Origin of the sequence: Albidovulum denitrificans, assembly GCF_002973535.1 — a bacterium.
Lineage (GTDB): Bacteria > Pseudomonadota > Alphaproteobacteria > Rhodobacterales > Rhodobacteraceae > Albidovulum > Albidovulum denitrificans.
In genome coordinates this window covers 166098-190304 of sequence record NZ_PVEP01000002.1, presented here as the reverse complement: position 1 = coordinate 190304, position 24207 = coordinate 166098, and the positions used below count along the sequence as shown (strand labels likewise).

Sequence of the window (24207 nt, the reverse complement as noted above, 5' to 3'; positions counted from 1 at the left end):
CCCCTGCCTCCGGGGACTGGTGCGGGCGGCGGGAGTCGAACCCGCACGGCCTTTCGGCCCAGGCATTTTAAGTGCCATGTGTCTACCGTTCCACCACGCCCGCACGGCGCTCGCGTCCCGCCTGATAGCAGCCGCGCCGGGGCCGGGCAATCGCCGTCAAAGCCCGGTTTCCTTCACCGCCTCCATCGCGACATAGGTGGAGGTGGAGGCGACATGCGGCAGCGTCGATATGCGTTCGCCCAGCACCCGGCGATAGTCGGCGATGTCCCCGGTGCGGACCTTCATCAGGTAGTCGAAGCCCGCCGCCATCATGTGGCATTCCTCGATCTCCGGCACCGCCCGCACCGCGCGGTTGAAGGCCTGAAGTGCGGCCTCGCGCGTGTCGGTCAGGCGCACCTCGACATAGGCGACATTGGCCAGCCCCATGCGGATCGGGTTCAGCACCGCGCGATAGCCGGCGATGACGCCCGCCTCTTCCAGCCGTTTCACCCGCGCCTGCGTCGGCGTCTTTGACAGGCCGATGCGGCGCGCAAGCTCGGTCACCGGCATCCGGCCATCGCCGGACAGGGCGGCCAGAATCGCGCGGTCGAAACGGTCAAGCTCGGGAAGATCGTCTGACATTCAAAACCCTCACAAATTGGTCGATCTGACCATCTTTCTAATCATAATCAGGCAAATCTCCTTTTCATTCAAGATTATCATGGTCCGATCTTTGTGGAGGGCATGATGTCGGACCTGTGGCGCGCAATCGAAACCGGAACCCTGGCCGATGAGGGCGCCCTGGCGGCGCGGCTGATTGCCAGTGCCGACCTGTCCACCGACGACCGGGCGCGGATCGCGGCCTCGGGCGCCGATCTCGTCCGCCAGATCCGCGCCGATGTGCGCCCCGGTCTGATGGAGGTCTTTCTGGCCGAATACGGGTTATCGACGGAGGAAGGCATCTCTCTCATGTGCCTCGCCGAGGCGCTTCTGCGCGTGCCGGATGCCGAGACCATGGACGCGCTGATCGAGGACAAGATCGCACCCTCTGACTGGGGCAAGCATCTGGGTCATTCCGCCTCGTCCCTCGTCAACGCCTCCACCTGGGCCTTGATGCTGACCGGCAAGGTGCTGGAGGAAGACCGCGAACCCGGCATCGTCGGCCATCTGCGCGGCGCCATGCGGCGGCTGGGTGAACCCGTCATCCGCCGCGCCGTGCGCCAGGCGATGAAGGAGATGGGCCGCCAGTTCGTTCTGGGTGAGACGATCAACGCCGCCATGGAACGCGCCGCGAAGATGGAGGCGCAGGGCTACACCTATTCCTACGACATGCTGGGCGAGGCCGCAAAGACCGCCGAGGATGCCGACCGCTATGCGGTGGCCTATTCCCGCGCCATCGCCGCGATTTCCGCCGCCGCCACCCATGACGACATCCGCGCCAATCCCGGCATCTCGGTGAAGCTTTCCGCGCTGCATCCCCGCTATGAGGTCGCGCAAGAAGCGCGCGTGATGGAAGAACTGGTGCCGGTCGTGCGCGATCTGGCCCGGCAGGCGGCGAAGGCGAAGATGGGCTTCAACATCGACGCCGAGGAAGCCGACCGGCTGACGATTTCCCTGAAGGTGATCGAGGCGGTTCTGGCGGATGATGAGCTGCGGGGCTGGGACGGGTTCGGCATCGTCGTGCAGGCCTATGGCCGCCGCGCGGGCGCGGCGCTGGACTGGCTCCATGCGCTGGCCTGTCGGCTTGACCGCAAGATCATGGTGCGGCTGGTGAAGGGCGCCTATTGGGATGCCGAAATCAAGCGCGCGCAGGTCCTTGGCCTGACCGATTTCCCGGTCTTTACCCGGAAAGAGGCGACCGATGTCAGCTATATCGCCAATGCGAAAAAGCTGCTTGGCATGACCGACCGGATCTATCCGCAATTCGCCACCCACAACGCCCATACCGTCGCCGCGATCCTCGACATGGGCAAAGGCAAACCGTTCGAGTTTCAGCGCCTGCACGGCATGGGCGAACGGCTGCACGACATCGTGCTGAAGCGCGAAAAGACCCGCTGCCGGATCTACGCCCCCGTGGGCGCGCACCGTGACCTTCTGGCCTATCTGGTCCGCCGCCTTCTGGAAAACGGCGCCAACTCCTCCTTCGTCAATCAGATCGTGGATGAGGATGTGGCACCCGAGGTCGTCGCCGCCTGCCCGCTGAGCGCGGTCGAGGCGACGCTGCCGGGCCTGTCGAACCACGCCATCCGCCGGGGACCGGACCTTTTCGCGCCCGAACGCGCGAATTCCGAGGGGTTCGACCTGACCGATGCCGGAACGCTGGCCCGGATCGAGGCCGCCCGCGCGCCTTTCGCCGCCACGCCCTTCGCCGCCGCGCCGATGATCGCGGGCAAGGCCAAAGGTATCGCGCCGCGCGCCGCCATCAGCCCCGCCACCGGGGTCGGGGTCGGCGCGGTGACCGATGCCGCGCCCGAGGATATCGACGCGGCCCTTTCCGCCGCCCGCATCTGGGACGCGCCGCAGGCCGAGCGCGCGGCGATCCTGAACCGCGCCGCCGATCTTTATGAGGGGGATTTCGGCCCGCTCTTCGCCCTTCTGGCGCGCGAGGCCGGGAAATCCCTGCCCGATGCCGTCGCCGAACTGCGTGAGGCGGTGGATTTCCTGCGCTACTACGCGGCGCAATCGGCGCATCTGACCCGCGCGCCGCTTGGCACCTTCGCCTGCATCAGCCCCTGGAACTTCCCGCTGGCGATCTTCACCGGCCAGATCGCGGCGGCGCTGGCGGCGGGCAATGCGGTGATTTCCAAACCCGCCGAACAGACCCCCCTGATCGCGGCCCATGCCATTGCCCTTCTGCACAAGGCGGGCGTTCCGGCCCATGCGCTGCAACTCCTGCCCGGCGATGGCGCCACGGTCGGCGCGCGGATCACCTCGGACGCGCGCGTCTCGGGCGTGTGCTTCACCGGATCGACCGAAACCGCGCGGCTGATCCAGCGCGCCATGGCCGAAAACCTCGCCCCCGGCGCGCCGCTGATCGCGGAAACCGGCGGGCTGAACGCCATGATCGTCGATTCGACCGCGCTGCCGGAACAGGCGGTGCGCGACATCGTCGCGTCCTCCTTCCAGTCGGCCGGTCAACGCTGCTCGGCGCTGCGCTGCCTTTACGTTCAGGACGACATCGCCGCCCATTTCACCGACATGCTCTTCGGCGCGATGGAGGAACTGACCGTCGGCGACCCCTGGCACCTCTCGACCGATGTCGGCCCGGTGATCGACGAAGAGGCCGAGGGCGGCATCCGCGCCCATATCGAGAAGGCCCGCAAGGAAGGCCGCCTGCTGCGCCAGCTTTCCACCCCGCGCAAGGGCCATTTCGTCGCCCCGACCGTGATCCGCGTGAAGGGGATCGAGGACATGAAGCGCGAGATCTTCGGCCCGGTCCTGCATATCGCCACCTTCGACGCCGACGATCTTGAAAACGTCACCGATGCCATCAACGCCACCGGCTACGGGCTGACCTTCGGACTGCACACCCGCATCGACAACCGCGTGCAGGAGATTACCGAGGCGCTGCATGTCGGTAATATCTACGTCAACCGCAACCAGATCGGCGCGGTTGTCGGTTCCCAGCCCTTCGGGGGCGAGGGGCTTTCCGGCACCGGCCCCAAGGCGGGCGGGCCGGACTACCTGCCCCGCTTCACCGCGCCCGACCCCGGCCAGCCCGGCGGCCACGCGGAGGGAACCGCCGAGGTCGCCAAGGTTCAGGCCGCGCTTGACGCCACCCCGCCCGCCGGGCCGATCGAGACGCTGGACCTGCCCGGCCCGACGGGCGAGTCGAACCGCCTGACGCTTCTGCCCCGCGCGCCGCTCCTCTGCCTCGGGCCGGGGCGCACGGCCGCCGAGGCGCAGCGCAAGGCGGTCGAGGCGCTTGGCGGACAGGCGCTTTCCCTGCCCGGCGAATTGGCGGCAGAGGCGCTGGCGACGCTGACGGGCTATTCCGGCGTGATCTGGTGGGGCGATGAGAAGACCGCCCGCGCCTATGCCGCCACGCTCGCCCGCCGCGACGGCCCGATCCTGCCGGTCCTGACGGCGATGCCGGACCGCGCCCATGTCGCGTATGAACGCCATGTCTGCGTCGATACCACAGCCTCGGGCGGCAACGCGGCGCTTCTGGCCGAGGCCGGTTCCGCTTGACGCCGCGCAGCGGATCGGGAAGCCTGCGCGCATGTTCCCGATCCGCGACCACAACCCGTCCGGCGGCAGGCCCTATGTCGTCTACGCCCTGATCGCGATCAACGTCGCGGTCTTCCTGCTGCAACTGCCCTATAGCGGCAATGACCGGGCGCTGGCGGGTTTCTGGGGGACATTCGCGCTCTACCCGGCGGCGGTCACGCAGTATGGCGACTATACCGGCATCTTCACCTCGATGTTCCTCCATGCGGGCTGGATGCATATCGGCGGCAACATGCTTTTCCTCTGGATCTTCGGCGACAACCTCGAGGACCAGATGGGCCATGTCGGCTTTCTGATCTTCTATCTCGCCTGCGGCATCCTGGCGGCGCTGGCGCATATCTATTCCGCCCCCGGCTCCACCGTGCCCACCGTCGGCGCCTCGGGCGCCATCGCGGGGGTGATGGGCGGCTATCTCCTCCTCTTCCCGCGCGCGCGGGTCGATGTGGTGGTGATCATCGTCATCATCTTCCGCGTCTTCACGCTTCCCGCCTGGGTCATGCTGGGGATCTGGTTCGCGCTTCAGGTCTTCGGCGGCTTCAGCACGCCTGCCCAGGGCGGCGGCATTGCCTTCTGGGCGCATGCCGGGGGCTTCATCGCCGGGATCGTGCTGACCCTTCCCGTCTGGCTCCGCCGTGGCGGCGCGGGCTTCTGGAACCGCACCCATGGTCAGCCGCCGCACCCGGAAATCACCTATCGCCGCAGTTCCATCCCCCCGGTCCGAAGGAGACGCTGACATGCTGCCCCGGCTTCAAGCCCCCCACCGCGCCACCTGCCATTGCGGCGCCGTCGAACTCGCCGTCACGCTGGGGGCAGAGGGCTTCGCCTCGGCGCGGCGCTGCGACTGCTCCTTCTGCCGCCGCCGGGGCGCGATCGCGGTCTCGGCGCCGCTGGACGGCGTCCGCATCGTGAAGGGCGAAGACAACCTGACGCTTTATACCTTCAACACCGGCACGGCGCAGCACTACTTCTGCAAGACCTGCGGCATCTATACCCACCACCGGCGGCGGTCGAACCCGAACGAATACGGCGTCAACGTCGCCTGCCTTGACGGCGTGAACCCCCGCGACCTCGGCCCGGTCGACTGGACCGACGGCGTCAACCACCCGTCAGACCGGGTCTGAACTTCTTCGTTGCAAAAATACTCTCGGGGGTGAACTGGCCGTCAGGCCAGGAGGGGGCAGAAGGCCCCCTATTCCGGCGCCCGCAGCACCTTGGCGACCTGGGCGAACAACTCGCCATTCCCCGCCAGGATCGTGCCGCTTTCAAAGATCTCGCGCCCCTCGCGCAGGGCCTCGGCGAAACCGCCCGCCTCGCGCACCAGGATCATCCCCGCCGCCATGTCCCAGGGATAGATCTCGCGTTCCCAGAACCCGTCGAAGCGGCCCGCCGCGACATAGGCAAGGTCCAGCGCCACCACGCCCCAGCGCCGCACACCCGCCGTCGCGGGCATCAGCCGGGCAAGGTCGCGCATCATCGCGGGCAGGGTCTTTTTCGCGCCGAAGGGGATGCCGGTGGCCAGCAGCGCCTCGGACATGTTGCGCCGCCCCGACACGCGGATGCGGGTCTCGTTCATCCAGGCGCCGGCGCCCTTCTCGGCCCAGAACAACTCATCCTTCGCGGGGTCGAAGACCACGCCCGCGACGATCTCACCCTTATGTTCCAGCGCGATGGAGACGGCGAAATGCGGCAGCCCGTGCAGGAAGTTCGTCGTCCCGTCCAGCGGATCGACGATCCAGCGCCGGGTCGGGTCGGCGCCGTCGGCCTCGCCCGTTTCCTCGCCGAGCCAGCCATAGGTCGGGCGCGCCGCCATCAGCTCATCGCGAATGATCTTCTCGGCGGCCAGATCGGCGCGGCTGACGAAATCGCCCGCGCCCTTGACGGACACCTGAAGGTTCTCGACCTCGCGGAAATCCTTCACGAGGGAACGGCCCGCCTTGCGGGCGGCCTTGATCATCAGGTTCAGGTTGGCGCTGCCTTGCATCGTCTTGTCTCCGCCGGATCAGGGGCGGGCTATACGCGGGCGGGCGCGCGATGTGAAGGGCTATTCGCCCCGCCCGTGCCACGCGCCCCGCCGTTCCAGCACGCGGCGCAGCAGCGCGGGCCGGTCGGTCATCACGCCATCGACGCCCAGGTCGAGCAGCCTCTCCATCTCCGCCTCGTCATCCACGGTCCAGACATGGACCTGAATGCCCCGAGCATGCGCGCCCTTCACGAAGCGGCGGGTGACGACGGGGATGCCCCTGAAATGGGTCGGCACCTGAACGCAGGGAAAATCCGGCACCGCCACGGGCAGCCCCCACCCCGCCAGCCAAAGCCGCAGCACCCCGGAATGCGCGGGCGACCAGCAAAGCCCCGACCCCAGCACCAGGCGCAGCCGGTCCACATACTCTGCCTCAAACGCGCCGACGCAGACCCGGTGCAGCGCGCCCGCCCGCAGGATCGCGTCGGCGATGGGCTGCACCGCGCCCGCGGTCTTGGGTTCAAGGTTGACGTAAAGCTCCGGCCATTCCTCAAGCACCTCATCCAGCAGCGGGATCGCCGCGCCGCCTTTCGTGCGGCGCTTCGACAGCTCCTCCCATGTCAGGTCCGCCACGCGGTCGGGCCTGCCTGTCATGCGTTCCAGCGTGTCGTCGTGGAAGATCACCGCCACCCCGTCGCGGGTCGCCTGAACGTCGGTCTCGATATGGGTGTAGCCCAGCCGCACCGCATGGGCGAAGGCGGCCATGGTGTTTTCCTCGGCCTCAAGCGAGCCGCCCCGATGCGCGAAGGCGATCGGGCGGGGATGGTCAAGGAAGGGGTGCCGGCTCATTGCCGTTGCAGTTTAACAGGTTCCGTCCGCGCCAGCCGCAGGAAATGCGCCATATAGGGCAAGGTCGCCTCTTCCTCGCGCGTGGCGGCATACATGCGCTTGGTCAGGCCCTTTTCGGTCAGCCGTCTGGTGACATAGTCGGGCTGATACTTCGCCTCGCGCAGCACCCAGTCGGGCAGGACCGACACGCCGCGATCCGAGGCGACGAGCATCAGGATCACCGCCGTCAGTTCCACCTGCCGCACCGCCTGCGGTTCCACCCGCGCAGGCGTGAGGAGGCCGGTGAAGACGTCCAGCCGGGTACGGTCCACCGGATAGGTGATGATGACCTGATCGCGCAGATCCCCGGCCTCGACCCAAGGCTTCGCGGCCAGCGGGTTCGACCGCGCCGCGACCAGCGTGGGGGCATAGTCGAAAAGCGGGTTGAAGACGATGCCGGGCAGTTTTTCGGGGTCGGAGGAGATGACAAGGTCCACCTCCTCGCGCATCAGGGCCGCCATCGCCTCGAACGCGAGGCCGGGGCGGATGTCCACGTCCACCTCGGGCCAGGCGCGGCGGAACTGTTCGAGGACCGGGAAAAGCCAGTCGAAACAGGCATGGCATTCGATGGCGATATGCAGCCGCCCCGACCGGCCCGCGCGCAGCGCCCGGAATTCCTCGCCCACCGCGTCGATCTCCGGCAGGATGCGTTCGGCGGCGCGCAGAAGCCGCAGGCCCGCCGCCGAAAGGCGCAAGGGCTTGGACCGGCGGGCGAAAAGCTCTACCCCTGCCTGATCCTCAAGCCCCTTGACCTGATGGCTCAGCGCCGACTGGGTCATGTTCAACACCTCCGCCGCCCGCGCCAGCCCGCCGCTGTCATGGATCGCCTTGATGGTCTTGAGGTGGCGCAATTCTATATGCATGAACCAACTTCATATTGATCTTGAAGATTATGAATTTGTCTCACGTCTATCGCCGTGACACAAGGGGCCAACAGCAAAGGACACCATCATGGCCACGCCCCGCATTTCCTTCGAGTTCTTCCCGCCCAGTTCGCTCGACGCCTCGTTCCGGCTCTGGGATACGGTGCAGACGCTTCAGCCGTTGAAACCGGACTATGTCTCTGTCACCTACGGCGCGGGCGGCACCACCCGCGAGCTGACGCATGAGGCGGTGACGACCATCGGCAAGAACTACGGGCTGCGCGTCGCCGCCCACCTGACCTGCGTCGATGCCAGCCGGGCCGAAACGCTTGAGATCGCGGAGGCCTATGCCGAGGCCGGTGTGACCGACATCGTGGCGCTGCGCGGCGATGCGCCGAAGGGCGCCGACCGCTTTGTGCCGCATCCCGACGGTTTCGCCAATTCGGTGGAGCTGGTCGAGGCGCTGGCCGCCACCGGCAAGTTCAACATCGCCGTCGGCGCTTATCCCGAGCCGCACCCCGAGGCCGCCCATCAGCAGGCCGATGTGGACTGGCTGAAGCGCAAGATCGACGCGGGCGCCAGCCGCGCCATCACCCAGTTCTTCTTTGAGGCCGAAACCTTCCTGCGGTTCCGCGACGCCTGCGCGGCGGCCGGTATCGACGCCCCGATCGTGCCGGGCATCCTGCCGATCATCTCCTGGGATGGCGCCCGCCGCTTTGCCGAGCGTTGCAACGCCTATGTCCCGCCGCGGCTTGAGGAAGCCTTTGCCACCGCGATCCGCGACGGGCGCGAGGATCTTCTGGCGCTGACCCAATGCACCGTCCTCTGCGAACGCCTGATCCAGGAAGGCGTCGAGGATCTGCACTTCTACACCCTGAACCGGCCGACCATGACGCGCGATGTCTGCTTCGCGCTTGGCATCGTGCCGGAAGTCTCCCTGCAGAACGTCGCCTGAACGCGTTTCGGGTTTTCGCTGAGAACGCAAGTATCGGAATTCGAACGAAACAGGTTCAAATTCTGAGTCAGCGTAAACCCGAAATGCCAGAGGCCACGTTCCGCATGTCTCGGCCCCGCGTCCTGAAAAGGCCGGGGCCGTCTTTTTTTGCCGTTTCGGGAAAGCGGCTCAGGACCGCCGCCACAGCCCCGCCAGCCACATCGCCAGCGGCGCGGGTGCGGGTGCATGGACCGAACTATGCACCCGCTCGCTCGGGTCGCGGCCGATCTCGCGCCGGGCGCGAAGAAGGAAGGCCTTGCCCCAGCCGTTCCATGTCCCGACCGAAGGCGCGCCCGCATCGGTCGGGTAACGGTCGCGCCAGCCCTCCGGCAGGCTCAGCGCGCAGCCCTCGGCCTTTTCCAGCATCCAGACCAGCGGGATGTTGGACAGGGGCCGCGCGGCATCAAAACCGCCCAGCTGCCCGCCGATGTCGCCATGCGTGCCGCGGAACCAGACCTGCTCCACCCGCCCCTGCCAGTCACCGTTGGCGGTACTCCACAGCGTCGGGAAATAGGCGGCGCGGCTTTCGTCATGGGCCAGGGCATGAAAGCCGTGGCGCACCACGGGGCTAAGCGCGTGGTTGTGAAACTCGTGCTGCGGATCGGTCCACATCCAGAGGAAGGGCAACCGCACCCCCAGCGCCTTGACGGTGTCGAAGATGCCGATCATCTCCACCTCCACCGCCGTCGTGTGGCAGAACTTGCGCCGGAAGACGGGGATAAAGTCCGATGTGCCGCCGCGCTGATAATAGCGATAGGCAAGCTGCACGTTCCGTTCCGTCGCCTGATCGCTGCGCAAGAGCCCGACCTGGTCGATCAGCCCGGCGAGCGAGCGCACCGCATAGGCGCCGCGCGAATAGCCGAAGAGGAAGATCCGGTCACCGGGGCGATAGCGCCCGGCCAGCCAGCCATAGGCGCGCCGGATCTGGCGGTTGATGCCGCGCCCCATGGCCACGTCGGCGGTGTCGCGCCACATATGCCATTGAACGCCCGCCTCATAGTAAAGCGACAGATGGGCGGCGGCGGGCTGTTCCCGCAAGAGCCGGTAGATGCGGCCGATATTCGTCTCCTCCCCCGGTTCGAGGGAGGATGCGGTTCCGTCCAGCAAGATGACATGGGTGGTGGCCGTGCGGCCGCGCGTGGGGCTGTGCGTCTCGACCTGGCGGCCGATGCGCAGGAATTGAAGCAGCTTTTCGGTCAGCCGCGTCACCCGAGCCTTCCTTCCCTTTCCCTGGTCCAACTCTACGCCGGGCCGGCGGTTCCGGCCAATACCGGAAAGCCAGACCCTGCATCACGGCCCCGTGTCGTCGCCGCCCCGCGAACAATGGCGCCGCCCTTGTGGCCTCTGTCGCGGGGTCCGACGGCGACTCTGCGCCGGGAAGTGCTGAGAAAGGGTTGAGGGTGCGCCACAACGCGAAAAGGCCCGGACGGGGTGTCCGGGCCTTCGGTCGATCCGTGCGAACCTCAGTTGGCCAGCGACATCACCGTGGCCACGACCATGTCGCCAAAGCCGTTGAAGCGGGTGTTGGTCGCGGTCGAATAGGCGCCCATGCCGGAAAAGACGAGGTAGTCGCCCTCCTCAATATCCGAAGGCAGCGCCACATCGCCCGGCAGCCGGTCGACGCTGTCGCAGGTCGGGCCGAAGATGACGCGCGGGCTGGCCGCGCCGTCGCGCTTGCTGCCGTCGGGCGCCACGACCGTGATGCGGTCGATGATGCCGGTGATCGGCAGCTCGTCGAGGTTGCCGTAGGTGCCGTCGTTCAGGAACACATGCTCATCATCCCGCACACCCTTGACCTGCGCGGCGAGAGAGAAGCTTTCCGCGACCAGACCCCGACCCGGCTCACAGACCAGCGCGGGCGGGTTGCCGTCAAAGGCCTCATCGGCGACGCGGCCGATCAGGGCAAAGATCGCCTCAAGCTCGGGCATCACGCCGTTCAGGCGGTGCGAGGGGAAGCCGCCGCCGGTGTTCAGGCGGCGCGCCTTCACGCCCGCCAGACGGCAGATCTCAGCCGCGGCGCGCAGATAGGCGTCCCAGGCCATCGGGTCGGTGCATTGCGTCCCCGGATGGAAGGTCAGCGAGGGGACATAGCCGTTTTCGGCGACGACCTTCAGAAGGTCCACCGCCTTGTCCACCGTCGCGCCGAACTTGGCGCCGAAGTTATAGGCCGCACCCGCGACCGGCAGCTTGAAGCGGACCGAGATTTCCGCGCCCGCAGGCACGATCTCGACCAGTTTCTTCAGCTCCGAGTGGCTGTCCACGGAATAGGAGGTCACGCCCATCGACACGGCATAGGCGATCTCATGCCGGGCGCGGACCGGGTTGTGATAGTGCATGGCGGCGCTCGGCGCGAGGCGGGCGATCATCTCGATCTCTACCGGCGAGGCGACGTCAAAGCCCTCGATCCCGGCGGCGACGAGGTTCTGGATCACCATCTCGTCCGGGTTCGACTTGACCGCATAGGTCACAAGGCCCGGAAAGCCGTCGATGAAGCGGCGCGCCGTGGATTGCAGCACGGCCGGCGCGAAGAACATCACCGGGTTCATCGGCTGCTGATTGCGGAGGAATTCGGACGGATTCGTCCAGATTGTCTTGGAAAGCCCCATCGGCCTGCTCCTGCCAACAGAGCGCAGCCACCTCTTGCCCCGGCTTGACGGGTCGGGAGAGCGCTTACGCGTTTCAACCAACCAGGCAAGGTGCGTATGAGCCGCCCTTTTTCCTGAACGAAGTGCGGGGGATATGGGGCACAATCTTACCGATCAAAAGAGTAGATTTGTTTGTCATCCTCGTTAAAATGACGAAATCCGCAATCAATATGCCGGTGTTGTTTCATGGACGATCTCGACCGCGCGATCCTCGCCGCCCTTGGCGCCGACGCCCGCATTTCCGTGGCCACGCTGGCCCGCAGGTTGAAGGTGGCAAGGTCCACGATTCAGGCCCGGCTGGAGCGGCTCGAATCGACCGGGGTGATCGCGGGCTATACCGTGAAACTGGGCGAAGCGGCCCGCCAGACCCGCATCCGCGCCACGGTCCTTCTGACGATCGAACCGCGCGCGCAGGCCGGTGTGCTGTCGCGCCTGCGCTCGATCGCCGAGGTGGAGCGGGTGCATACCACCTCGGGCCGGGTCGATTTCCTGTTGCAGATCGCCGCGCCCTCGACGACGGTTCTGGACAATGTGCTGGATCAGATCGGGGAACTGACGGGGGTCCGAAGCTCGGAAAGCCTGATTCATCTGTCGACCAAGCTCGACCGCGCCGTCTGACCGCTCAGCGCCGTTTCAGCGCCCAGCCGACACCGCCAAGGACAAGAAGCGCGGCCATCAGGAAGCGCAGCGTCAGCGCCTCGTGCAGAAAGATCATGCCGCCCGCGACGGCAAAGATCGGCACCGTCAGCTGCGCCACCGCACCCCGCGACGGCCCGAGCGCGGGCAGGAGCGCATACCAAAGCGCATAGCCAAGCCCCGAGGTCAGCGCACCGGACACCACGGCAAGGGCGACGCCCCCGGCCCGCATCTGGGGCCAGACCCCGCCACTGACGACCAGCCAGATCGCCAGCGCGACCGGCACGGCAAGGATGAAGTTCCACCCCGTCGCGACCAGCGGATCGTCCGCACCGCGCGCCGACAGCGAATAGATGCCCCAGCCGACCCCGGCCGCCGCCATCATCGCCGCCTCGACCGGGTGGCCTGAGGGCGCCGATCCGGGCGCCAGCAGCCAGATCAGCCCCGCGAAGGCCAGCCCCGCGCCCACCCAGCGCCGCGCGGGCATCCCCTCACGCCCCAGGACGGCGCCTGCGAACATGGTGATCTGCACCATCCCGAACAGGATCAGCGCCCCGGCGCCCGCATCAAGCGCGCCATAGGCCAGCGAAAAGCCGAACAGATAGGTCAGAAGCGACACCACGCCCACCGCCCGCGCGTGCCATCCCCCTGCCCCGCCCCGCCCGGCGCGCAGCGCGATCAGCAACACCCCCAGCATCGCCGCCCCGGCGATCAGCCGCAGCACCGCGAAGGCCAAGGGATCAATCAGCCCCGCGCCGACAGCCGCCCGGTTCAGCACCGAATTGGCCGCGAAGGCGAGCATCGTCAGAAGGGTCAGGTAGAAAAGCCGCATGTCCCCCTTCTAGGCCCGCCCGCGCGCTGCGGCAATCGGGCCGCGCGCGCCTGCCCGCCGAATAGCCCGCCCCTTCCCCTTCGCGCGCCCATTCGCTAAGGGAAACGCGACCAAGGACGGGACGACACCGATGGAAAAGACCTTCAACGCCGCCGAGGCGGAACAGCGCCTCTATGACGCCTGGGAAAACTCCGGCGCCTTCAAGGCGGGCGCCAATGCCAAGCCGGGGGCAGAGACCTTCTGCATCATGATTCCGCCGCCGAACGTCACCGGCTCGCTCCACATGGGTCATGCGTTCAACAACACCTTGCAGGACATCCTTGTCCGCTGGCACCGGATGCGGGGCTTCGACACGCTCTGGCAGCCGGGGCAGGACCATGCGGGCATCGCGACCCAGATGGTCGTGGAACGGGAACTGGCCAAGGACAAGTCCAACCAGACCCGGCGCGAGATGGGGCGCGAGAAGTTCCTTGAGAAGGTCTGGGACTGGAAGGGCAAGTCCGGCGACACGATCATCAACCAGTTGAAGCGCCTCGGCGCCTCCTGCGACTGGTCGCGCAACGCCTTCACCATGTCCGGCGCCCCCGGTGCGCCGGCCTCGGATCAGGGCAATTTCCACGACGCCGTCATCAAGGTCTTCGTCGATCTCTACAACAAGGGCTTCATCTACCGCGGCAAGCGCCTTGTGAACTGGGACCCGCATTTCGAGACCGCGATCTCTGACCTTGAGGTCGAGCAGGTCGAGGTCGCGGGCCAGATGTGGCACTTCAAATACCCGCTCGCGGGCGGGCAGACCTATGAGTATGTCGAGAAGGACGAAGACGGCACCGTCACCTTCCGCGAGACGCGCGACTATATCTCCATCGCCACCACGCGGCCCGAGACGATGCTGGGCGACGGCGCGGTCGCGGTTCATCCGTCGGATGAACGCTACGCGCCAATCGTCGGAAAACTCTGCGAAATCCCCGTGGGGCCGAAAGAACACCGCCGCCTGATCCCGATCATCACCGACGAATACCCCGACCCCACCTTCGGGTCGGGCGCGGTGAAAATCACCGGCGCGCATGACTTCAACGACTATGGCGTGGCGAAACGCAACGACATCCCCTGCTATCGCCTCATGGACACCAAGGCCGCGATGCGGTCGGACGGCGCTCCGTATGAGGAAGCCGCCGCAACGGCCCAGCAGGTTGCCCGGTCCTGGCTGATCCGCAAGGGCTATTTGACGGCGGGTTTCGCCGAACAGCCCCTGACGCTGAGCGAGGCGGAAGTGGACGCCCTGAACCTTGTGCCAGAAGACCTGCGCGGGCTGGATCGCTATGAGGCGAGGAAGCGCGTCATCGACCAGATCACCGCCGAGGGGCTGGCGGTCACCGTGCTTGAGAAATCCATCGACGCTGAGACCGGCGCCGAACATCTCGAACGCATACCGCTGGTCGAAAAGAACCAGATGATGCAGCCCCATGGCGACCGCTCGAAGGTGGTCATTGAACCCATGCTGACCGACCAGTGGTTCGTCGATACCGCGAAGATCGTCGAACCGGCGCTGCAAGCCGTCCGCGACGGGATGGCGGCGCAGGAGGCGGGTGCGTTCGACGAGAAAGCCGGCTACACCCGCATCCTGCCCGAACGCGACGCCAAGACCTATTTCCACTGGCTGGAAAACATCGAGCCCTGGTGCATCTCCCGCCAGCTCTGGTGGGGGCATCAGATTCCGGTGTGGTATGGGCCAGCCTTCGGCGAAACAGGCGAAGTCACTTCGGGACTGATCCCGTTTTGCGCAGCTACGGGACATGACGCGCTAGAAAAGGCAAAAGCCTATTATCGCGATCTGCCCGGTTCCATTGAGGTTTCGCTGGCCGAGGAGGAAGAAGGCCTGGTCGATGCAGTCCTGAAGCTTAACCGAGGGCTTGTTTTCAACGATGCGGACGGGAACTACGCAGCGATAGAACTGGTCCGCGACCCCGACGTCCTCGACACCTGGTTCTCCTCCGGCCTCTGGCCCATCGGCACGCTCGGCTGGCCCGAAGAGACGGAGGAGTTGAAGAAATACTTCCCCACCGACGTCCTCGTCACCGGCTTCGACATCATCTTCTTCTGGGTCGCCCGGATGATGATGATGCAGCTTGCCGTCGTGGATCAGGTCCCCTTCCACACCGTCTATGTCCACGCCCTTGTCCGCGACGAGAAGGGCAAGAAGATGTCGAAGTCGCTCGGCAACGTCCTCGACCCGCTCGACCTCATCGCCGAATACGGCGCCGATGCGGTGCGCTTCACGCTGACCGCCATGGCCGCGATGGGGCGCGACCTGAAACTGTCGAAGGACCGCATCGCGGGCTACCGGAATTTCACCACGAAGCTCTGGAACGCTACCCGTTTCGCCGAAATGAACGCCTGCCTGCACCGTGACGTTGTCACTACGGAACCCCTACAGAAACCCGACGCGACCCACACGGTCAACCGCTGGATCATCGGAGAGACCGCCCGCGCCCGCCTCGCGGTGGATGAGGCGCTGACCGCCTACCGCTTCAACGACGCCGCGAACACGCTCTATGCCTTCGTCTGGGGCAAGGTCTGCGACTGGTATGTCGAGTTCGCCAAACCCCTGATGGACGGCGACCACGCGGAGGAGACGAAGGCGACGATGGCCTGGGTGCTGGACCAGTGCTACACGCTCCTGCACCCGATCATGCCCTTCATCACCGAGGAACTCTGGGCGCTGACGGGGAGCCGTGACAAGCTTCTTGTCCATGCTGACTGGCCGACCTATGGCGCTGATCTCATTGACGAAAACGCTGATCGCGAGATGAACTGGGTGATCGGGCTGATTGATGAGATTCGCTCCGCCCGCGCCCAGATGCACGTCCCGGCGGGCCTGAAACTGCCCATCGTGATGACCGCAATGGACGAGCGTGGGCGCGCAGCCTTCGCGCGCAACCAGCCGATGATCGAACGCCTCGCCCGCCTTGACGGGATGCGCGAAGGCAGCGCCCCCAAGGGCGCGATCACCATTGCCGTCGAAGGCGGCAGCTTCGCCATCCCGCTGGAAGGCGTCATCGACATCGCCGAGGAAAAGGCACGCCTTTCCAAGACCCTGGAGAAGCTGGAGAAGGATCTGAACGGCCTCAAAGGCCGCCTCTCCAACCCCAAGTTCGTCGAAAGCGCGCCCGAGGAGATCGTCGAGGAAACCCGCGAAAAGCTGGAGCTTGGGCAGGACGAGGCGGCGAAACTGAAAGCCGCCCTGCAACGCCTTTCCGAGATCGGCTAAAGCGTTTCCGGTTTCGTTGAGAAAGCAAGTATCGGAATTCGAACGAAATAAGTTCGAATTCTGAGTCAGCGCAAACCCGAAATGCCATAGCGCTTCTTCTGTTCGGAAATACTCTCGGGGGGTCCGGGGGGCAGACGGCCCCCCGGCCTGCCCTCAGGCAAGCTCCACCGGCGGCAGGGGCGGCGCGTCGTCATGCTGCGGCACGGTCTGGCGTTCGATCTTGCGCCAGACCTTCGGCGGCTCCGTCCCCCGGTGCAGCGCCCTTATCGCGGTCTGCACCGCCTCATCCGCCCTGGTGCGCCGCGCCAGGTGGCGGGCATAGTCGACCCAGGTCGGAACGTAGTACTTCTCGCTCCACAGTTCCGGCCGGTTCAGGTCGCGCAGCAGCGCCCAGCGGCTTGCGCCATCCCTGATCCGTATCCGCCGCCGCTGCTGCATCAGGGCCAGGAAGTCGTCCACATCCTCCTGCGCGATCTCGTACTCCACCATGATGAAGATCGGCCCGCTTCGGGCGCGCAGGTCGATCTGCGGCTCGACCGAGGCGACAAGGCCAAGCGGCGTCAGGTCGAGATCGGTAAACTCATGCACTTGCAGCAGTTTTCCGGCCAGCAGCCCCAGCGCCAGCACCCCCGCCGCCAGCCCGAAGGCCAGCGGTACGCCGCCCTTATCGGCCACCGCGCCCCAGGCCCAGGCGCCCGCCGCCATACCGCCGAAGGTCGCCATCTGGTAGAAGGACAAGGCCCGCCCCAGCACCCAGCGCGGCGTCGAGAGTTGCACCGTGGTGTTGAAAAGCGACAGCGCCAGCACCCAGCACGCCCCGCCCAGCATCAGCGCAGGCACGATGACATAGACCGGCGGCACCAGTGCCAGAAGGCCCAGCGCCATGGCAAAGCCCGCGAAGCCCAGCCGAACCACCCGCTCATTCCTCAGCCAGGCGCGAAGCCGCGCGTTCAGGAAGACGCCGCAGATCGCCCCGGCGCCGAAGCAGCCGAGGTAGACCCCGTAAAGCAGTGCCGAGCCTTGCAGCGTGTCTCGGGTATAGATCGGCAACAGCGCCATCAGGCAGGACGCGCCCACCCCGAAAAGGCAGGACCGCGCCATGACCCGGATCAGCGCGGGCGACATCACCATGTAGCGGAACCCGGCGCCCAGCGCGCGGGTGATGTCTTCGCGCGGCAGGGTGCGTTCCGCCACCGGGCGGCGCCAGCGCCAGATGCCGAAGATGAAGCCCAGATAGCTGACCGCGTTGACCGCAAAGGCCGCCGCCGCCCCCGCCGCCGCCACGATGGCCCCGCCCAGCGCCGGACCGACGGAGCGGGCAAGGTTGAAGCCCATGGAATTCAGGCTGACCGCCTGCGCGACCTCGGCCCGTGGGACGATATCGCCGATGGAGGCCTGCCAGGACGGGTTGAACAAGGCCGTCCCGCAGCCGATCAGGAAGGTGAAGCCCAGAAGCAGCCAGGGTGTCATCCAGCCGGCCCAGGCGAAAACCGCAAGCGCCACCGACACGACGAACATGAAGACCTGCGCCGACAGCATGATCCGGCGGCGGTCGAAATTGTCGGCCAGCGCGCCAGAGATCAGCGAGAACACCATGATCGGCAGCGTGTTCGACGACTGCACCAGCGCCACCATGCCGTGACTGGTCGTCAGGCTGCCCATCATCCAGGCCGCCCCGACCGCCTGGATCAGCGAACCGAAGTTCGAGGCCTGACTGGCCACCCAGAGGCCACGGAAATTGCGGTTGGCGAGCGGCGCCAATGTGATCGACGTGGCGATGGTGCTGCCCCCGTTCCTGCGCCCCCTCTTTCTGCGCCCACGGGGCGGGAAGGGCAAGACCTGCCGCCCGCATCATCCCGCTTGCCGAAGGACGGGGATTCATGCTCATCATCCCGCCATGACCGGACCCCGCTACACCCGCCTCGCCGAAACCCTTCCCGCCACCGTGCCTTTCGTCGGCCCGGAAACGCAGGAGCGCGCGCGCGCCCGGCCGTTCCGGGCGCGGCTCGGCGCGAATGAAAGCGTCTTCGGCCCCTCGCCCGCGGCCATCCTCGCCATGCGTCAGGCGGCGCAGGAGGTGTGGATGTATGGCGACCCGGAAAACCACGACCTGCGCGCCGCGCTGGCCGATCATCATGGCGTGAACCCGGCCCATGTCACCGTGGGCGAAGGGATCGACGGGCTGCTCGGCTATCTCGTCCGCCTGCTGATCGAACCGGGGGATGCGGTCGTCACCTCGGACGGCGCCTACCCGACCTTCAATTTCCACGTCGTGGGCTTTGGCGGGGTGCTGCACAAGGCGCCCTACAAGGGCGATCACGAAGACCCCGAGGCGCTGGTGGCGCTGGCGGCCGAAACCGGCGCGAAGCTCGTCTACATCGCCAATCCCGACAACCCGATGGGGACATGGCATGACGCCACCGTCACCGCCCGTATGATCGAGGCGCTGCCCGAGGGTGCGCTTCTGATCCTCGATGAGGCCTATGTGGACTTCGCGCCTGAAGGGACGGCGGCGGCGGTCGATGCCGACGATCCGCGCGTGATCCGTATGCGCACCTTTTCAAAGGCCTACGGGATGGCAGGGGCGCGGGTCGGCTATGCGCTGGGGCATCCCGGCCTGATCTCCGCCTTCAACAAGATCCGCAACCATTTCGGCGTCGGCCGCATCGCACAGGCGGGGGCGCTGGCGGCGCTTGGCGATCAGGGCCACCTGCATCTGGTCCAGCGCCGCGTCGCGGGTTCACGAGAGGATCTGTCGCGGATCGCGCGGCTGAACGGGCTGACACCTCTTCCCTCGGCCACCAACTTCGTCACCATGGATTGCGGCGGCGACGGGGCCTTTGCGCGCAAGGTGCTGGAGGGGCTGATCGCGCGCGACATCTTCGTGCGGATGCCCTTTGTCGCGCCGCAGGACCGCTGCATCCGCGTCAGCTGCGGCACCGCGCCGCAAAACGCGCTTTTCGGCGCCGCCCTGCCCGAGGCGCTGGCGGCGGCGCGGGGGGGCTAAAGCGTTTCGGGTTTGCGTTGAGAAGGTAAGTATCAGAATTCGGACGAAATAAGGTCAAATTCCGATTCAGTGTAAACCCGAAATGCTATAACCGCCGGCCACCACCCCGGCGGCGGCGGCCAGCGCACCGTCCCCGTGCGGGACATTCAGCGCGCGCATCCCCGCCTCCATCACCGACAGCACGCCCAGCGTCATATGGGCGTTCACATGACCCATATGCGCGACGCGCAGGAAATCGCCATAGGCGGGATCGGTCGGCTCGGCCATGCCAAGGCCGATGCCCAGCGTCACGCCTGCCTCTTCCTCGCACCAGCGCCGCAGCCGCCCGGCGCCGCCATCCCCGATCCTGGCCGCCGTGACCGAGGTCCCCCGGAACGCCGGATCGGCGATGTTCAGCGCGATGTCCCCGCCCTGCCCCCAGGCCTCGAACGCCGCCCAGACCGCGCGGGCAAGCGTCGCGTGGCGCGCCCAGGCGGCGGGCAGGCCCTCTTCATGGACGAGCATCTTCAACGCCTCGGCCAGGCCGTAGATGTGATGGGTCGGCGCGGTACCGGCGAAATACTGGTAATACTGCGCGGGGGTCGCGCGCGGCCCCCAGTCCCAGTAGGGCGTTCTCAGATCGGCGCCGCGCGTCACCTCGCGCGCGCGGGCGGAGAACCACACGAAGGCCAGCCCCGGCGGCGTCATCAGCCCCTTCTGGCTGGCCGCGACAAGGACGTCGATGCCCCAGTCGTCCATCTTCAGGGGATCGCAGCCCAGCGAGGCGATGGCATCGACCGCCAGCAGCGCGGGGTGGCCCGCGGCGTCGATGGCGGCGCGGACGGCGGCGATGTCGTTGCGGACCGAGGATGCGGTATCGACATGGGTCAGCGTCACCGCCTTGATACGGCGGTCGGTATCGGCCCGCAGCGCGGCCTCGATCCGGTCGGGATCGGCCGGGCTTTGGCGGCCGAAGTCGATCCGCTGGACCTGCACCCCCATCGCCTCGGCCGACAGCGCCCAGCCAAGGCCGAAGCGGCCGGTGAGGATCGCCAGCGCATGATCCCCGCGCGAGAAGATATTGGCATTCGCCGCCTCCCACCCGCCATGGCCGTTGGCGATGTAGATCGCGACATGGGCGTCGGTCAGCGCCACGCGCTTCAGGTCCGCGACCACATCCCGCGTCAGGTCGTGCAGCGCGCCCTCATAGATATTCGGCGCGGCCCGGTGCATGGCCCGCAGCACCCGGTCGGGCATGACCGAGGGGCCGGGAATGGCAAGGTAGGGCCGACCGTTGGACAGGGACATGGGCGCGATCTCCGGCTTTCTGGGACAAAGGCGTAGTGCCGGGGCGCGGGAAGGTCAATTGACCCCCGGCACCGGCTTTACCATCGGCCGCGCCCCTGCGATGGTGCGGCGGCAACAGGACGACCACGGATTGAAACGATGACAGGCGAAAGCGCCCCCGACAGAACAGTCCTTGAGATCACCGGCACCGACCGGGTCGATTTCCTTCAGGGGCTGGTCAGCAACGACCTTGGCAGGCTGAAGAACGGTTTGGTCTATGCCGCGCTGCTGACGCCGCAGGGCAAGTATCTGGCGGATTTCTTCCTGGTGCCGGGGGATCAGGCGATCCTGATCGACGTCAAGGACAGCCTTGCGGACGGCCTGGCGCGGCGGCTGTCGATGTACAAGCTGCGGGCGGATGTGCGGATCGCGGTATCGCCGCTGGCCGTCACACGTGGCCTTGGCCCCGCGCCCGCAGGCGCCTTCACCGATCCGCGCCATCCCGACCTTGGCTGGCGGGCCTATGGGGCCACGGGCGGCGCGCCCGCAATCGACTGGGGCGCGATCCGGGTCGCCCATTGCATCCCCGAAACAGGCGTCGAACTGATCCCCGACGACAGCTTCATCCTTGAGGCCGGGTTCGAGCGCCTGCATGGCGTCGATTTCCGCAAGGGCTGCTATGTCGGGCAGGAAGTGACCGCGCGGATGAAGCACAAGACGGAATTGCGCAAGGGGCTGGTCCGCGTGCGGGTCGATGGCGCGGCGCCGGTCGGGACAGAGATCGAGGCCGGGGGCAAACCGGCGGGCGTCCTTTACACCCAGTCGGGCGGGATGGGTATCGCCTACCTGCGGTTCGACAGGGCCGAAGGCGAGATGCGGGCCGGCGGGGCGATCCTGCATCGCGCATGAAAAGGGTCGCCCGAAGGCGGCCCTGATCGTTCCCGCGCGGTTTTCGCCCGCTCAGGCGCGTTCGGAATATTCGAACGTCTCGGTGTTGACGATGATGTCCTCGCCCTCCCCCACGAAAGGCGGGATCGTGATGCGCAAGCCGTTGTCGAGGATCGCGGGCTTGTAGCTGTTGGCGGCGGTCTGGCCCTTCACGACCGGCTCCGTTTCCACCACCTTGCAGGTCACCTTCTGCGGCAGCGCGACCGACAGCGCCTCTTCCCCGTAATATTCGATGGTCGCGGTCATGCCGTCTTGCAGGAAGGGGCGGCGATCGCCGAGAAGGTCGGCGTCCAGTTCGGTCTGCTCGAAGGTCTCGCTGTCCATGAACACCAGACGGCCGTCGGTTTCATAAAGGAACTGCTGGTCCTTCTGGTCCAGACGGACCCGTTCGACCTTGTCTTCCGAACGGAAGCGTTCGTTCAGCTTGCGCCCGTCGCGGAGGTTTTTCAGCTCCACCTGCGCGAAGGCGCCGCCCTTGCCGGGCTTCACATGGTTGACCTTCACGGCGGCCCAAAGCCCGCCATCATGTTCCAGCACGTTGCCGGGACGAATTTCGTTGCCGTTGATCTTGGCCATCCGAAAGCACCTTGGCTAAGGTTGAAAGGAAATTTCCGGCTCCTATATATGCCGGGCCGTTCTGTGGCAAGTTTACTAGATGCTGTGACGCCCTTTCGACGGCCATGCACAAGACGCATGGCTGACATGCGGTTTGGGACATACCGAATCGAGCGCAAATAGCCGTATTGAGCAGAACGCCGGTAAACGCAAGAGCAAGAAAAACAGGAACTGAGATGCGCGATTTCGTTGACGGCACCGCATTCAACTACGAACAAGGCCAGAGGTCGCGGAAACTTTTCGCCGCCGTTGTCCTTGCAGCGCTGGATGATGCGATTGCCGATGATAAAAAGTATGGCAACGGGCCTGAGCAGATTGCCCGTTGGGCGCGGTCGCGTGATGGCCGCGAAGTCCTGTCCTGCGCCGGGATCGACCCGAACGAGCGGGTCGTGAAGGGGCTGATGGAGTTCGTCTCCAAGGGGGTTCGCACCTCTGTCGCGCTGTCGCGCGAGGAAAGCGAACGCCGCCATGCCGCGGAAGAGGCCGAAGCGGCCTGAGTTCAGGGTAACGCCTGGAAACGAGAGAACGCGCCCCAGGGGCGCGTTTTCGTTTTTGCGGGTCTGTTCAGGTGGTTGGCGGGCGCGGCTTATAGCATTTCGGGTTTGCGTTGGCTCAGAATTCGAACTTAGTTCGTTCGAATTCTGATACTTGCTTTCTTAACGAAAACCCGAAACGCTTTGGCCGTCACTCGAACTTCTGCGCTTCCAAGGCGCGGGCGATTTCCTGGCGGACCAGCTTGCGCACATTGCGGGTGATACGTTCGCCCAGCGGCCCCTGAAGCTCTTCCCGGATGACCTCGGAAATCAGGTCGCGCAGCATCTCCATGTCGATGACGGCCTCATCGTCCTGCGAGAACAGATCGACACCGTCCTCCTCGCCCTCGTCCGGGGTCACGGCGGCCATCGCGGCGGCACCGGCCATGGCGGCGGCGGGCATGGGGTCACCCTCTGGCGCCACATCGGCGGCGTCCGGCAGGTCGGCCTCCGCGACGGCATCTTCGACCGCCTCGGGGGTTTCCACGGGGTCGGCCTCGGCAAAGGCCACTTCGGCGCTCTCGACGTCCTCGGGCGCCGCGTAAGCCGCCTCGGGCGTTTCCGGTGCTGCGTAAGCCTCCCCGGCAAGGTCGGGCGTCTCCGCCTCCGGTCCTTGTTCCTCCGCGACCTCCGCGGCCTCATCCTCTGCCGAGACGACCTCTAGCGTCGCATCTTCGGCCATCTCGGGCGTGTCCGCGCCCTCCGCGACGGCACCATCGGCTTCGGCATCTTCGCCGGAACCCTCCACCGCGTCGCTCGCGGTCAGGTGCAGGCGGCCGGTGTTGCCCTGCCCGTCCATGTCGCCGGAAATGACCTGCCAGTCGCTGCGCCGACCGGCCGGGCCGCTGCGCAGGAAGGTGATCTCATCCGTGCCGTGATCCTCGGCGGGCTCCGCCGTGGCATCCTCGGTCGTGGCCTCTTCCGCTTCGGCCACCTCTTCGGCCTCAGGCGCCAGGGCCGTGTCTTCCGTCACCCCGGCAGAGATTGACGGGTCGTCGGGGCGCACAGGCACCGGCCCGCCGGTATCGACCACGAAGCCGTCGTCGAACGCCTCTTCCAGCGCCAGCGCCGAGGGGTCGGCGCTATCCTTCGCCACCTCGCTGCCGTCGGGTTCGAATTCCGCGCCGATCCCGGCCACCGCGGCCTCAAGCTCTGCAATCGTGCTTTCAAGCGTGGCGAGGTCTTCCTCAAGCGCCGATGCGGGCCGGATGGCGGGCGCTGCGGGGATTTCGGACACATGGACCGGCCAGCGGGCGTCCTGTTCCTCTTCGCTGACCACGTTGACCAGCGATGCCTCCTCCGGCGCGTCTTCCGGCGTCTCTTCGACCTCCGCCGCCGGTGACTCCACCCGCAAGGCGTCGGTCAAAAGCAGCTTGCCCGCGCCCTCCTCCTCTTCCGCGACCGGAACCGGCGTCCGCAGGCGGCGGTCTTCCGACACGAGGCGGCGGATGGACGAGAGGACATCCTGGATCTCGGCATTCGAGAGGGGATCAGACATGGGCATTCCTTATCGGCTGGCGACGGGTACCATATCCCGCCGCTT

Annotated in this window: 20 protein-coding genes and 1 tRNA gene; 9 read left to right on the top strand and 12 right to left on the bottom strand. The window is 66.6% G+C overall.

Annotated features, from left to right (window positions below; translation table 11 throughout):
- Nucleotides 1-17: 17 nt before the first annotated feature.
- Together LX70_RS06670 and LX70_RS06665 are read right to left on the bottom strand one after the other, a co-directional pair.
- Nucleotides 18-103, bottom strand: a tRNA-Leu gene (locus tag LX70_RS06670).
- A 53-nt stretch (nucleotides 104-156) separates the two neighbouring features.
- Nucleotides 157-621 (bottom strand): Lrp/AsnC family transcriptional regulator, encoded by a 465-nt coding sequence (locus LX70_RS06665; RefSeq protein WP_105513781.1) that lies wholly within the window; start codon nucleotides 619-621, stop codon nucleotides 157-159.
- 105 nt (nucleotides 622-726) lie between these two features.
- Here LX70_RS06665 and putA point away from each other — a divergent pair, with 105 nt between their 5' ends.
- The 3 genes from putA to LX70_RS06650 are packed head-to-tail and all read left to right on the top strand — an operon-like array spanning nucleotide 727 to nucleotide 5330.
- The gene (gene putA / locus LX70_RS06660; RefSeq protein ID WP_105514155.1) at nucleotides 727-4170 is read left to right on the top strand and encodes a bifunctional proline dehydrogenase/L-glutamate gamma-semialdehyde dehydrogenase PutA; all 3444 of its coding nucleotides are present in this window, start codon (nucleotides 727-729) and stop codon (nucleotides 4168-4170) included.
- A 31-nt stretch (nucleotides 4171-4201) separates the two neighbouring features.
- Nucleotides 4202-4942, top strand: coding sequence for a rhomboid family intramembrane serine protease (locus tag LX70_RS06655; RefSeq protein WP_105513780.1), 741 nt, complete (start codon nucleotides 4202-4204; stop codon nucleotides 4940-4942).
- Between the two features lies 1 nt (nucleotide 4943).
- Nucleotides 4944-5330, top strand: a complete 387-nt coding sequence (locus LX70_RS06650; protein ID WP_105513779.1) for a GFA family protein — start codon at nucleotides 4944-4946, stop codon at nucleotides 5328-5330.
- A 68-nt stretch (nucleotides 5331-5398) separates the two neighbouring features.
- On the opposite strand, the gene LX70_RS06645 is transcribed toward LX70_RS06650, so the two are convergent.
- Genes LX70_RS06645 through LX70_RS06635 form a run of 3 tightly spaced genes read right to left on the bottom strand, consistent with a single transcriptional unit; the run spans nucleotide 5399 to nucleotide 7920 of the window.
- Nucleotides 5399-6190, bottom strand: a complete 792-nt coding sequence (locus LX70_RS06645; RefSeq protein WP_105513778.1) for an inositol monophosphatase family protein — start codon at nucleotides 6188-6190, stop codon at nucleotides 5399-5401.
- 60 nt (nucleotides 6191-6250) lie between these two features.
- On the bottom strand, nucleotides 6251-7018 hold the full coding sequence (locus tag LX70_RS06640; RefSeq protein ID WP_105513777.1) for a glycerophosphodiester phosphodiesterase family protein: 768 nt from the start codon (nucleotides 7016-7018) through the stop codon (nucleotides 6251-6253).
- Nucleotides 7015-7920 (bottom strand): LysR family transcriptional regulator, encoded by a 906-nt coding sequence (locus LX70_RS06635; RefSeq protein WP_105513776.1) that lies wholly within the window; start codon nucleotides 7918-7920, stop codon nucleotides 7015-7017. The genes LX70_RS06640 and LX70_RS06635 overlap by 4 nt, the downstream gene beginning before the upstream one ends.
- An 88-nt stretch (nucleotides 7921-8008) precedes the next feature.
- Here LX70_RS06635 and metF point away from each other — a divergent pair, with 88 nt between their 5' ends.
- On the top strand, nucleotides 8009-8875 hold the full coding sequence (metF, locus tag LX70_RS06630) for a methylenetetrahydrofolate reductase [NAD(P)H] (RefSeq protein ID WP_105513775.1): 867 nt from the start codon (nucleotides 8009-8011) through the stop codon (nucleotides 8873-8875).
- A gap of 168 nt (nucleotides 8876-9043) precedes the next feature.
- Here the strand turns inward: metF and LX70_RS06625 are convergent, their stop codons facing one another.
- On the bottom strand, nucleotides 9044-10123 hold the full coding sequence (locus tag LX70_RS06625) for a DUF2235 domain-containing protein (RefSeq protein WP_105514154.1): 1080 nt from the start codon (nucleotides 10121-10123) through the stop codon (nucleotides 9044-9046).
- A 254-nt stretch (nucleotides 10124-10377) separates the two neighbouring features.
- On the bottom strand, nucleotides 10378-11520 hold the full coding sequence (locus LX70_RS06620) for a type III PLP-dependent enzyme (RefSeq protein WP_105513774.1): 1143 nt from the start codon (nucleotides 11518-11520) through the stop codon (nucleotides 10378-10380).
- A gap of 225 nt (nucleotides 11521-11745) precedes the next feature.
- On the opposite strand from LX70_RS06620, the gene LX70_RS06615 reads away from it, so the two are divergent.
- A complete protein-coding gene (locus LX70_RS06615; protein WP_105513773.1) occupies nucleotides 11746-12177 on the top strand; it encodes an Lrp/AsnC family transcriptional regulator in 432 nt (143 codons plus the stop codon).
- Between the two features lie 4 nt (nucleotides 12178-12181).
- Here LX70_RS06615 and LX70_RS06610 read toward each other — a convergent pair whose 3' ends face one another.
- A complete protein-coding gene (locus LX70_RS06610; RefSeq protein ID WP_105513772.1) occupies nucleotides 12182-13027 on the bottom strand; it encodes a DMT family transporter in 846 nt (281 codons plus the stop codon).
- A gap of 130 nt (nucleotides 13028-13157) precedes the next feature.
- On the opposite strand from LX70_RS06610, the gene LX70_RS06605 reads away from it, so the two are divergent.
- Nucleotides 13158-16295 (top strand): valine--tRNA ligase, encoded by a 3138-nt coding sequence (locus LX70_RS06605; RefSeq protein ID WP_105513771.1) that lies wholly within the window; start codon nucleotides 13158-13160, stop codon nucleotides 16293-16295.
- Between the two features lie 153 nt (nucleotides 16296-16448).
- Here LX70_RS06605 and LX70_RS06600 read toward each other — a convergent pair whose 3' ends face one another.
- On the bottom strand, nucleotides 16449-18056 hold the full coding sequence (locus LX70_RS06600) for an MFS transporter (RefSeq protein ID WP_245884974.1): 1608 nt from the start codon (nucleotides 18054-18056) through the stop codon (nucleotides 16449-16451).
- 136 nt (nucleotides 18057-18192) lie between these two features.
- Between LX70_RS06600 and LX70_RS06595 the strand changes: the two genes are divergently transcribed.
- A complete protein-coding gene (locus tag LX70_RS06595) occupies nucleotides 18193-19302 on the top strand; it encodes a pyridoxal phosphate-dependent aminotransferase (protein WP_105513770.1) in 1110 nt (369 codons plus the stop codon).
- 66 nt (nucleotides 19303-19368) lie between these two features.
- Here LX70_RS06595 and LX70_RS06590 read toward each other — a convergent pair whose 3' ends face one another.
- Entirely contained in the window at nucleotides 19369-20589 is a 1221-nt protein-coding gene (locus tag LX70_RS06590) for a pyridoxal-phosphate-dependent aminotransferase family protein (RefSeq protein ID WP_105513769.1), read from the bottom strand.
- Nucleotides 20590-20727: 138 nt separating this feature from the next.
- Between LX70_RS06590 and ygfZ the strand changes: the two genes are divergently transcribed.
- Nucleotides 20728-21477 (top strand): CAF17-like 4Fe-4S cluster assembly/insertion protein YgfZ, encoded by a 750-nt coding sequence (gene ygfZ, locus LX70_RS06585; RefSeq protein WP_105513768.1) that lies wholly within the window; start codon nucleotides 20728-20730, stop codon nucleotides 21475-21477.
- Between the two features lie 51 nt (nucleotides 21478-21528).
- Here the strand turns inward: ygfZ and efp are convergent, their stop codons facing one another.
- The gene (gene efp, locus LX70_RS06580) at nucleotides 21529-22092 is read right to left on the bottom strand and encodes an elongation factor P (protein ID WP_105513767.1); all 564 of its coding nucleotides are present in this window, start codon (nucleotides 22090-22092) and stop codon (nucleotides 21529-21531) included.
- Between the two features lie 215 nt (nucleotides 22093-22307).
- Here efp and LX70_RS06575 point away from each other — a divergent pair, with 215 nt between their 5' ends.
- Nucleotides 22308-22628 carry a DUF6280 family protein gene (locus LX70_RS06575; RefSeq protein ID WP_105513766.1) on the top strand — a complete coding sequence of 107 codons (321 nt, stop codon included), beginning with the start codon at nucleotides 22308-22310 and terminating at the stop codon, nucleotides 22626-22628.
- Between the two features lie 187 nt (nucleotides 22629-22815).
- On the opposite strand, the gene LX70_RS06570 is transcribed toward LX70_RS06575, so the two are convergent.
- The gene (locus LX70_RS06570; protein WP_105513765.1) at nucleotides 22816-24162 is read right to left on the bottom strand and encodes a hypothetical protein; all 1347 of its coding nucleotides are present in this window, start codon (nucleotides 24160-24162) and stop codon (nucleotides 22816-22818) included.
- Between the last annotated feature and the right edge of the window lie 45 nt (nucleotides 24163-24207).

What these genes read in the sequence shown, in the direction of transcription:
- LX70_RS06665 (WP_105513781.1), bottom strand. Translation starts at nt 621, where the DNA reads ATGTCAGACGATCTTCCCGAGCTTGACCGTTTCGACCGCGCGATTCTG.
- putA (WP_105514155.1), top strand. Translation starts at nt 727, where the DNA reads ATGTCGGACCTGTGGCGCGCAATCGAAACCGGAACCCTGGCCGATGAG.
- LX70_RS06655 (WP_105513780.1), top strand. Translation starts at nt 4,202, where the DNA reads ATGTTCCCGATCCGCGACCACAACCCGTCCGGCGGCAGGCCCTATGTC.
- LX70_RS06650 (WP_105513779.1), top strand. Translation starts at nt 4,944, where the DNA reads ATGCTGCCCCGGCTTCAAGCCCCCCACCGCGCCACCTGCCATTGCGGC.
- LX70_RS06645 (WP_105513778.1), bottom strand. Translation starts at nt 6,190, where the DNA reads ATGCAAGGCAGCGCCAACCTGAACCTGATGATCAAGGCCGCCCGCAAG.
- LX70_RS06640 (WP_105513777.1), bottom strand. Translation starts at nt 7,018, where the DNA reads ATGAGCCGGCACCCCTTCCTTGACCATCCCCGCCCGATCGCCTTCGCG.
- LX70_RS06635 (WP_105513776.1), bottom strand. Translation starts at nt 7,920, where the DNA reads ATGCATATAGAATTGCGCCACCTCAAGACCATCAAGGCGATCCATGAC.
- metF (WP_105513775.1), top strand. Translation starts at nt 8,009, where the DNA reads ATGGCCACGCCCCGCATTTCCTTCGAGTTCTTCCCGCCCAGTTCGCTC.
- LX70_RS06620 (WP_105513774.1), bottom strand. Translation starts at nt 11,520, where the DNA reads ATGGGGCTTTCCAAGACAATCTGGACGAATCCGTCCGAATTCCTCCGC.
- LX70_RS06615 (WP_105513773.1), top strand. Translation starts at nt 11,746, where the DNA reads ATGGACGATCTCGACCGCGCGATCCTCGCCGCCCTTGGCGCCGACGCC.
- LX70_RS06610 (WP_105513772.1), bottom strand. Translation starts at nt 13,027, where the DNA reads ATGCGGCTTTTCTACCTGACCCTTCTGACGATGCTCGCCTTCGCGGCC.
- LX70_RS06605 (WP_105513771.1), top strand. Translation starts at nt 13,158, where the DNA reads ATGGAAAAGACCTTCAACGCCGCCGAGGCGGAACAGCGCCTCTATGAC.
- LX70_RS06595 (WP_105513770.1), top strand. Translation starts at nt 18,193, where the DNA reads ATGACCGGACCCCGCTACACCCGCCTCGCCGAAACCCTTCCCGCCACC.
- LX70_RS06590 (WP_105513769.1), bottom strand. Translation starts at nt 20,589, where the DNA reads ATGTCCCTGTCCAACGGTCGGCCCTACCTTGCCATTCCCGGCCCCTCG.
- ygfZ (WP_105513768.1), top strand. Translation starts at nt 20,728, where the DNA reads ATGACAGGCGAAAGCGCCCCCGACAGAACAGTCCTTGAGATCACCGGC.
- efp (WP_105513767.1), bottom strand. Translation starts at nt 22,092, where the DNA reads ATGGCCAAGATCAACGGCAACGAAATTCGTCCCGGCAACGTGCTGGAA.
- LX70_RS06575 (WP_105513766.1), top strand. Translation starts at nt 22,308, where the DNA reads ATGCGCGATTTCGTTGACGGCACCGCATTCAACTACGAACAAGGCCAG.
- LX70_RS06570 (WP_105513765.1), bottom strand. Translation starts at nt 24,162, where the DNA reads ATGTCTGATCCCCTCTCGAATGCCGAGATCCAGGATGTCCTCTCGTCC.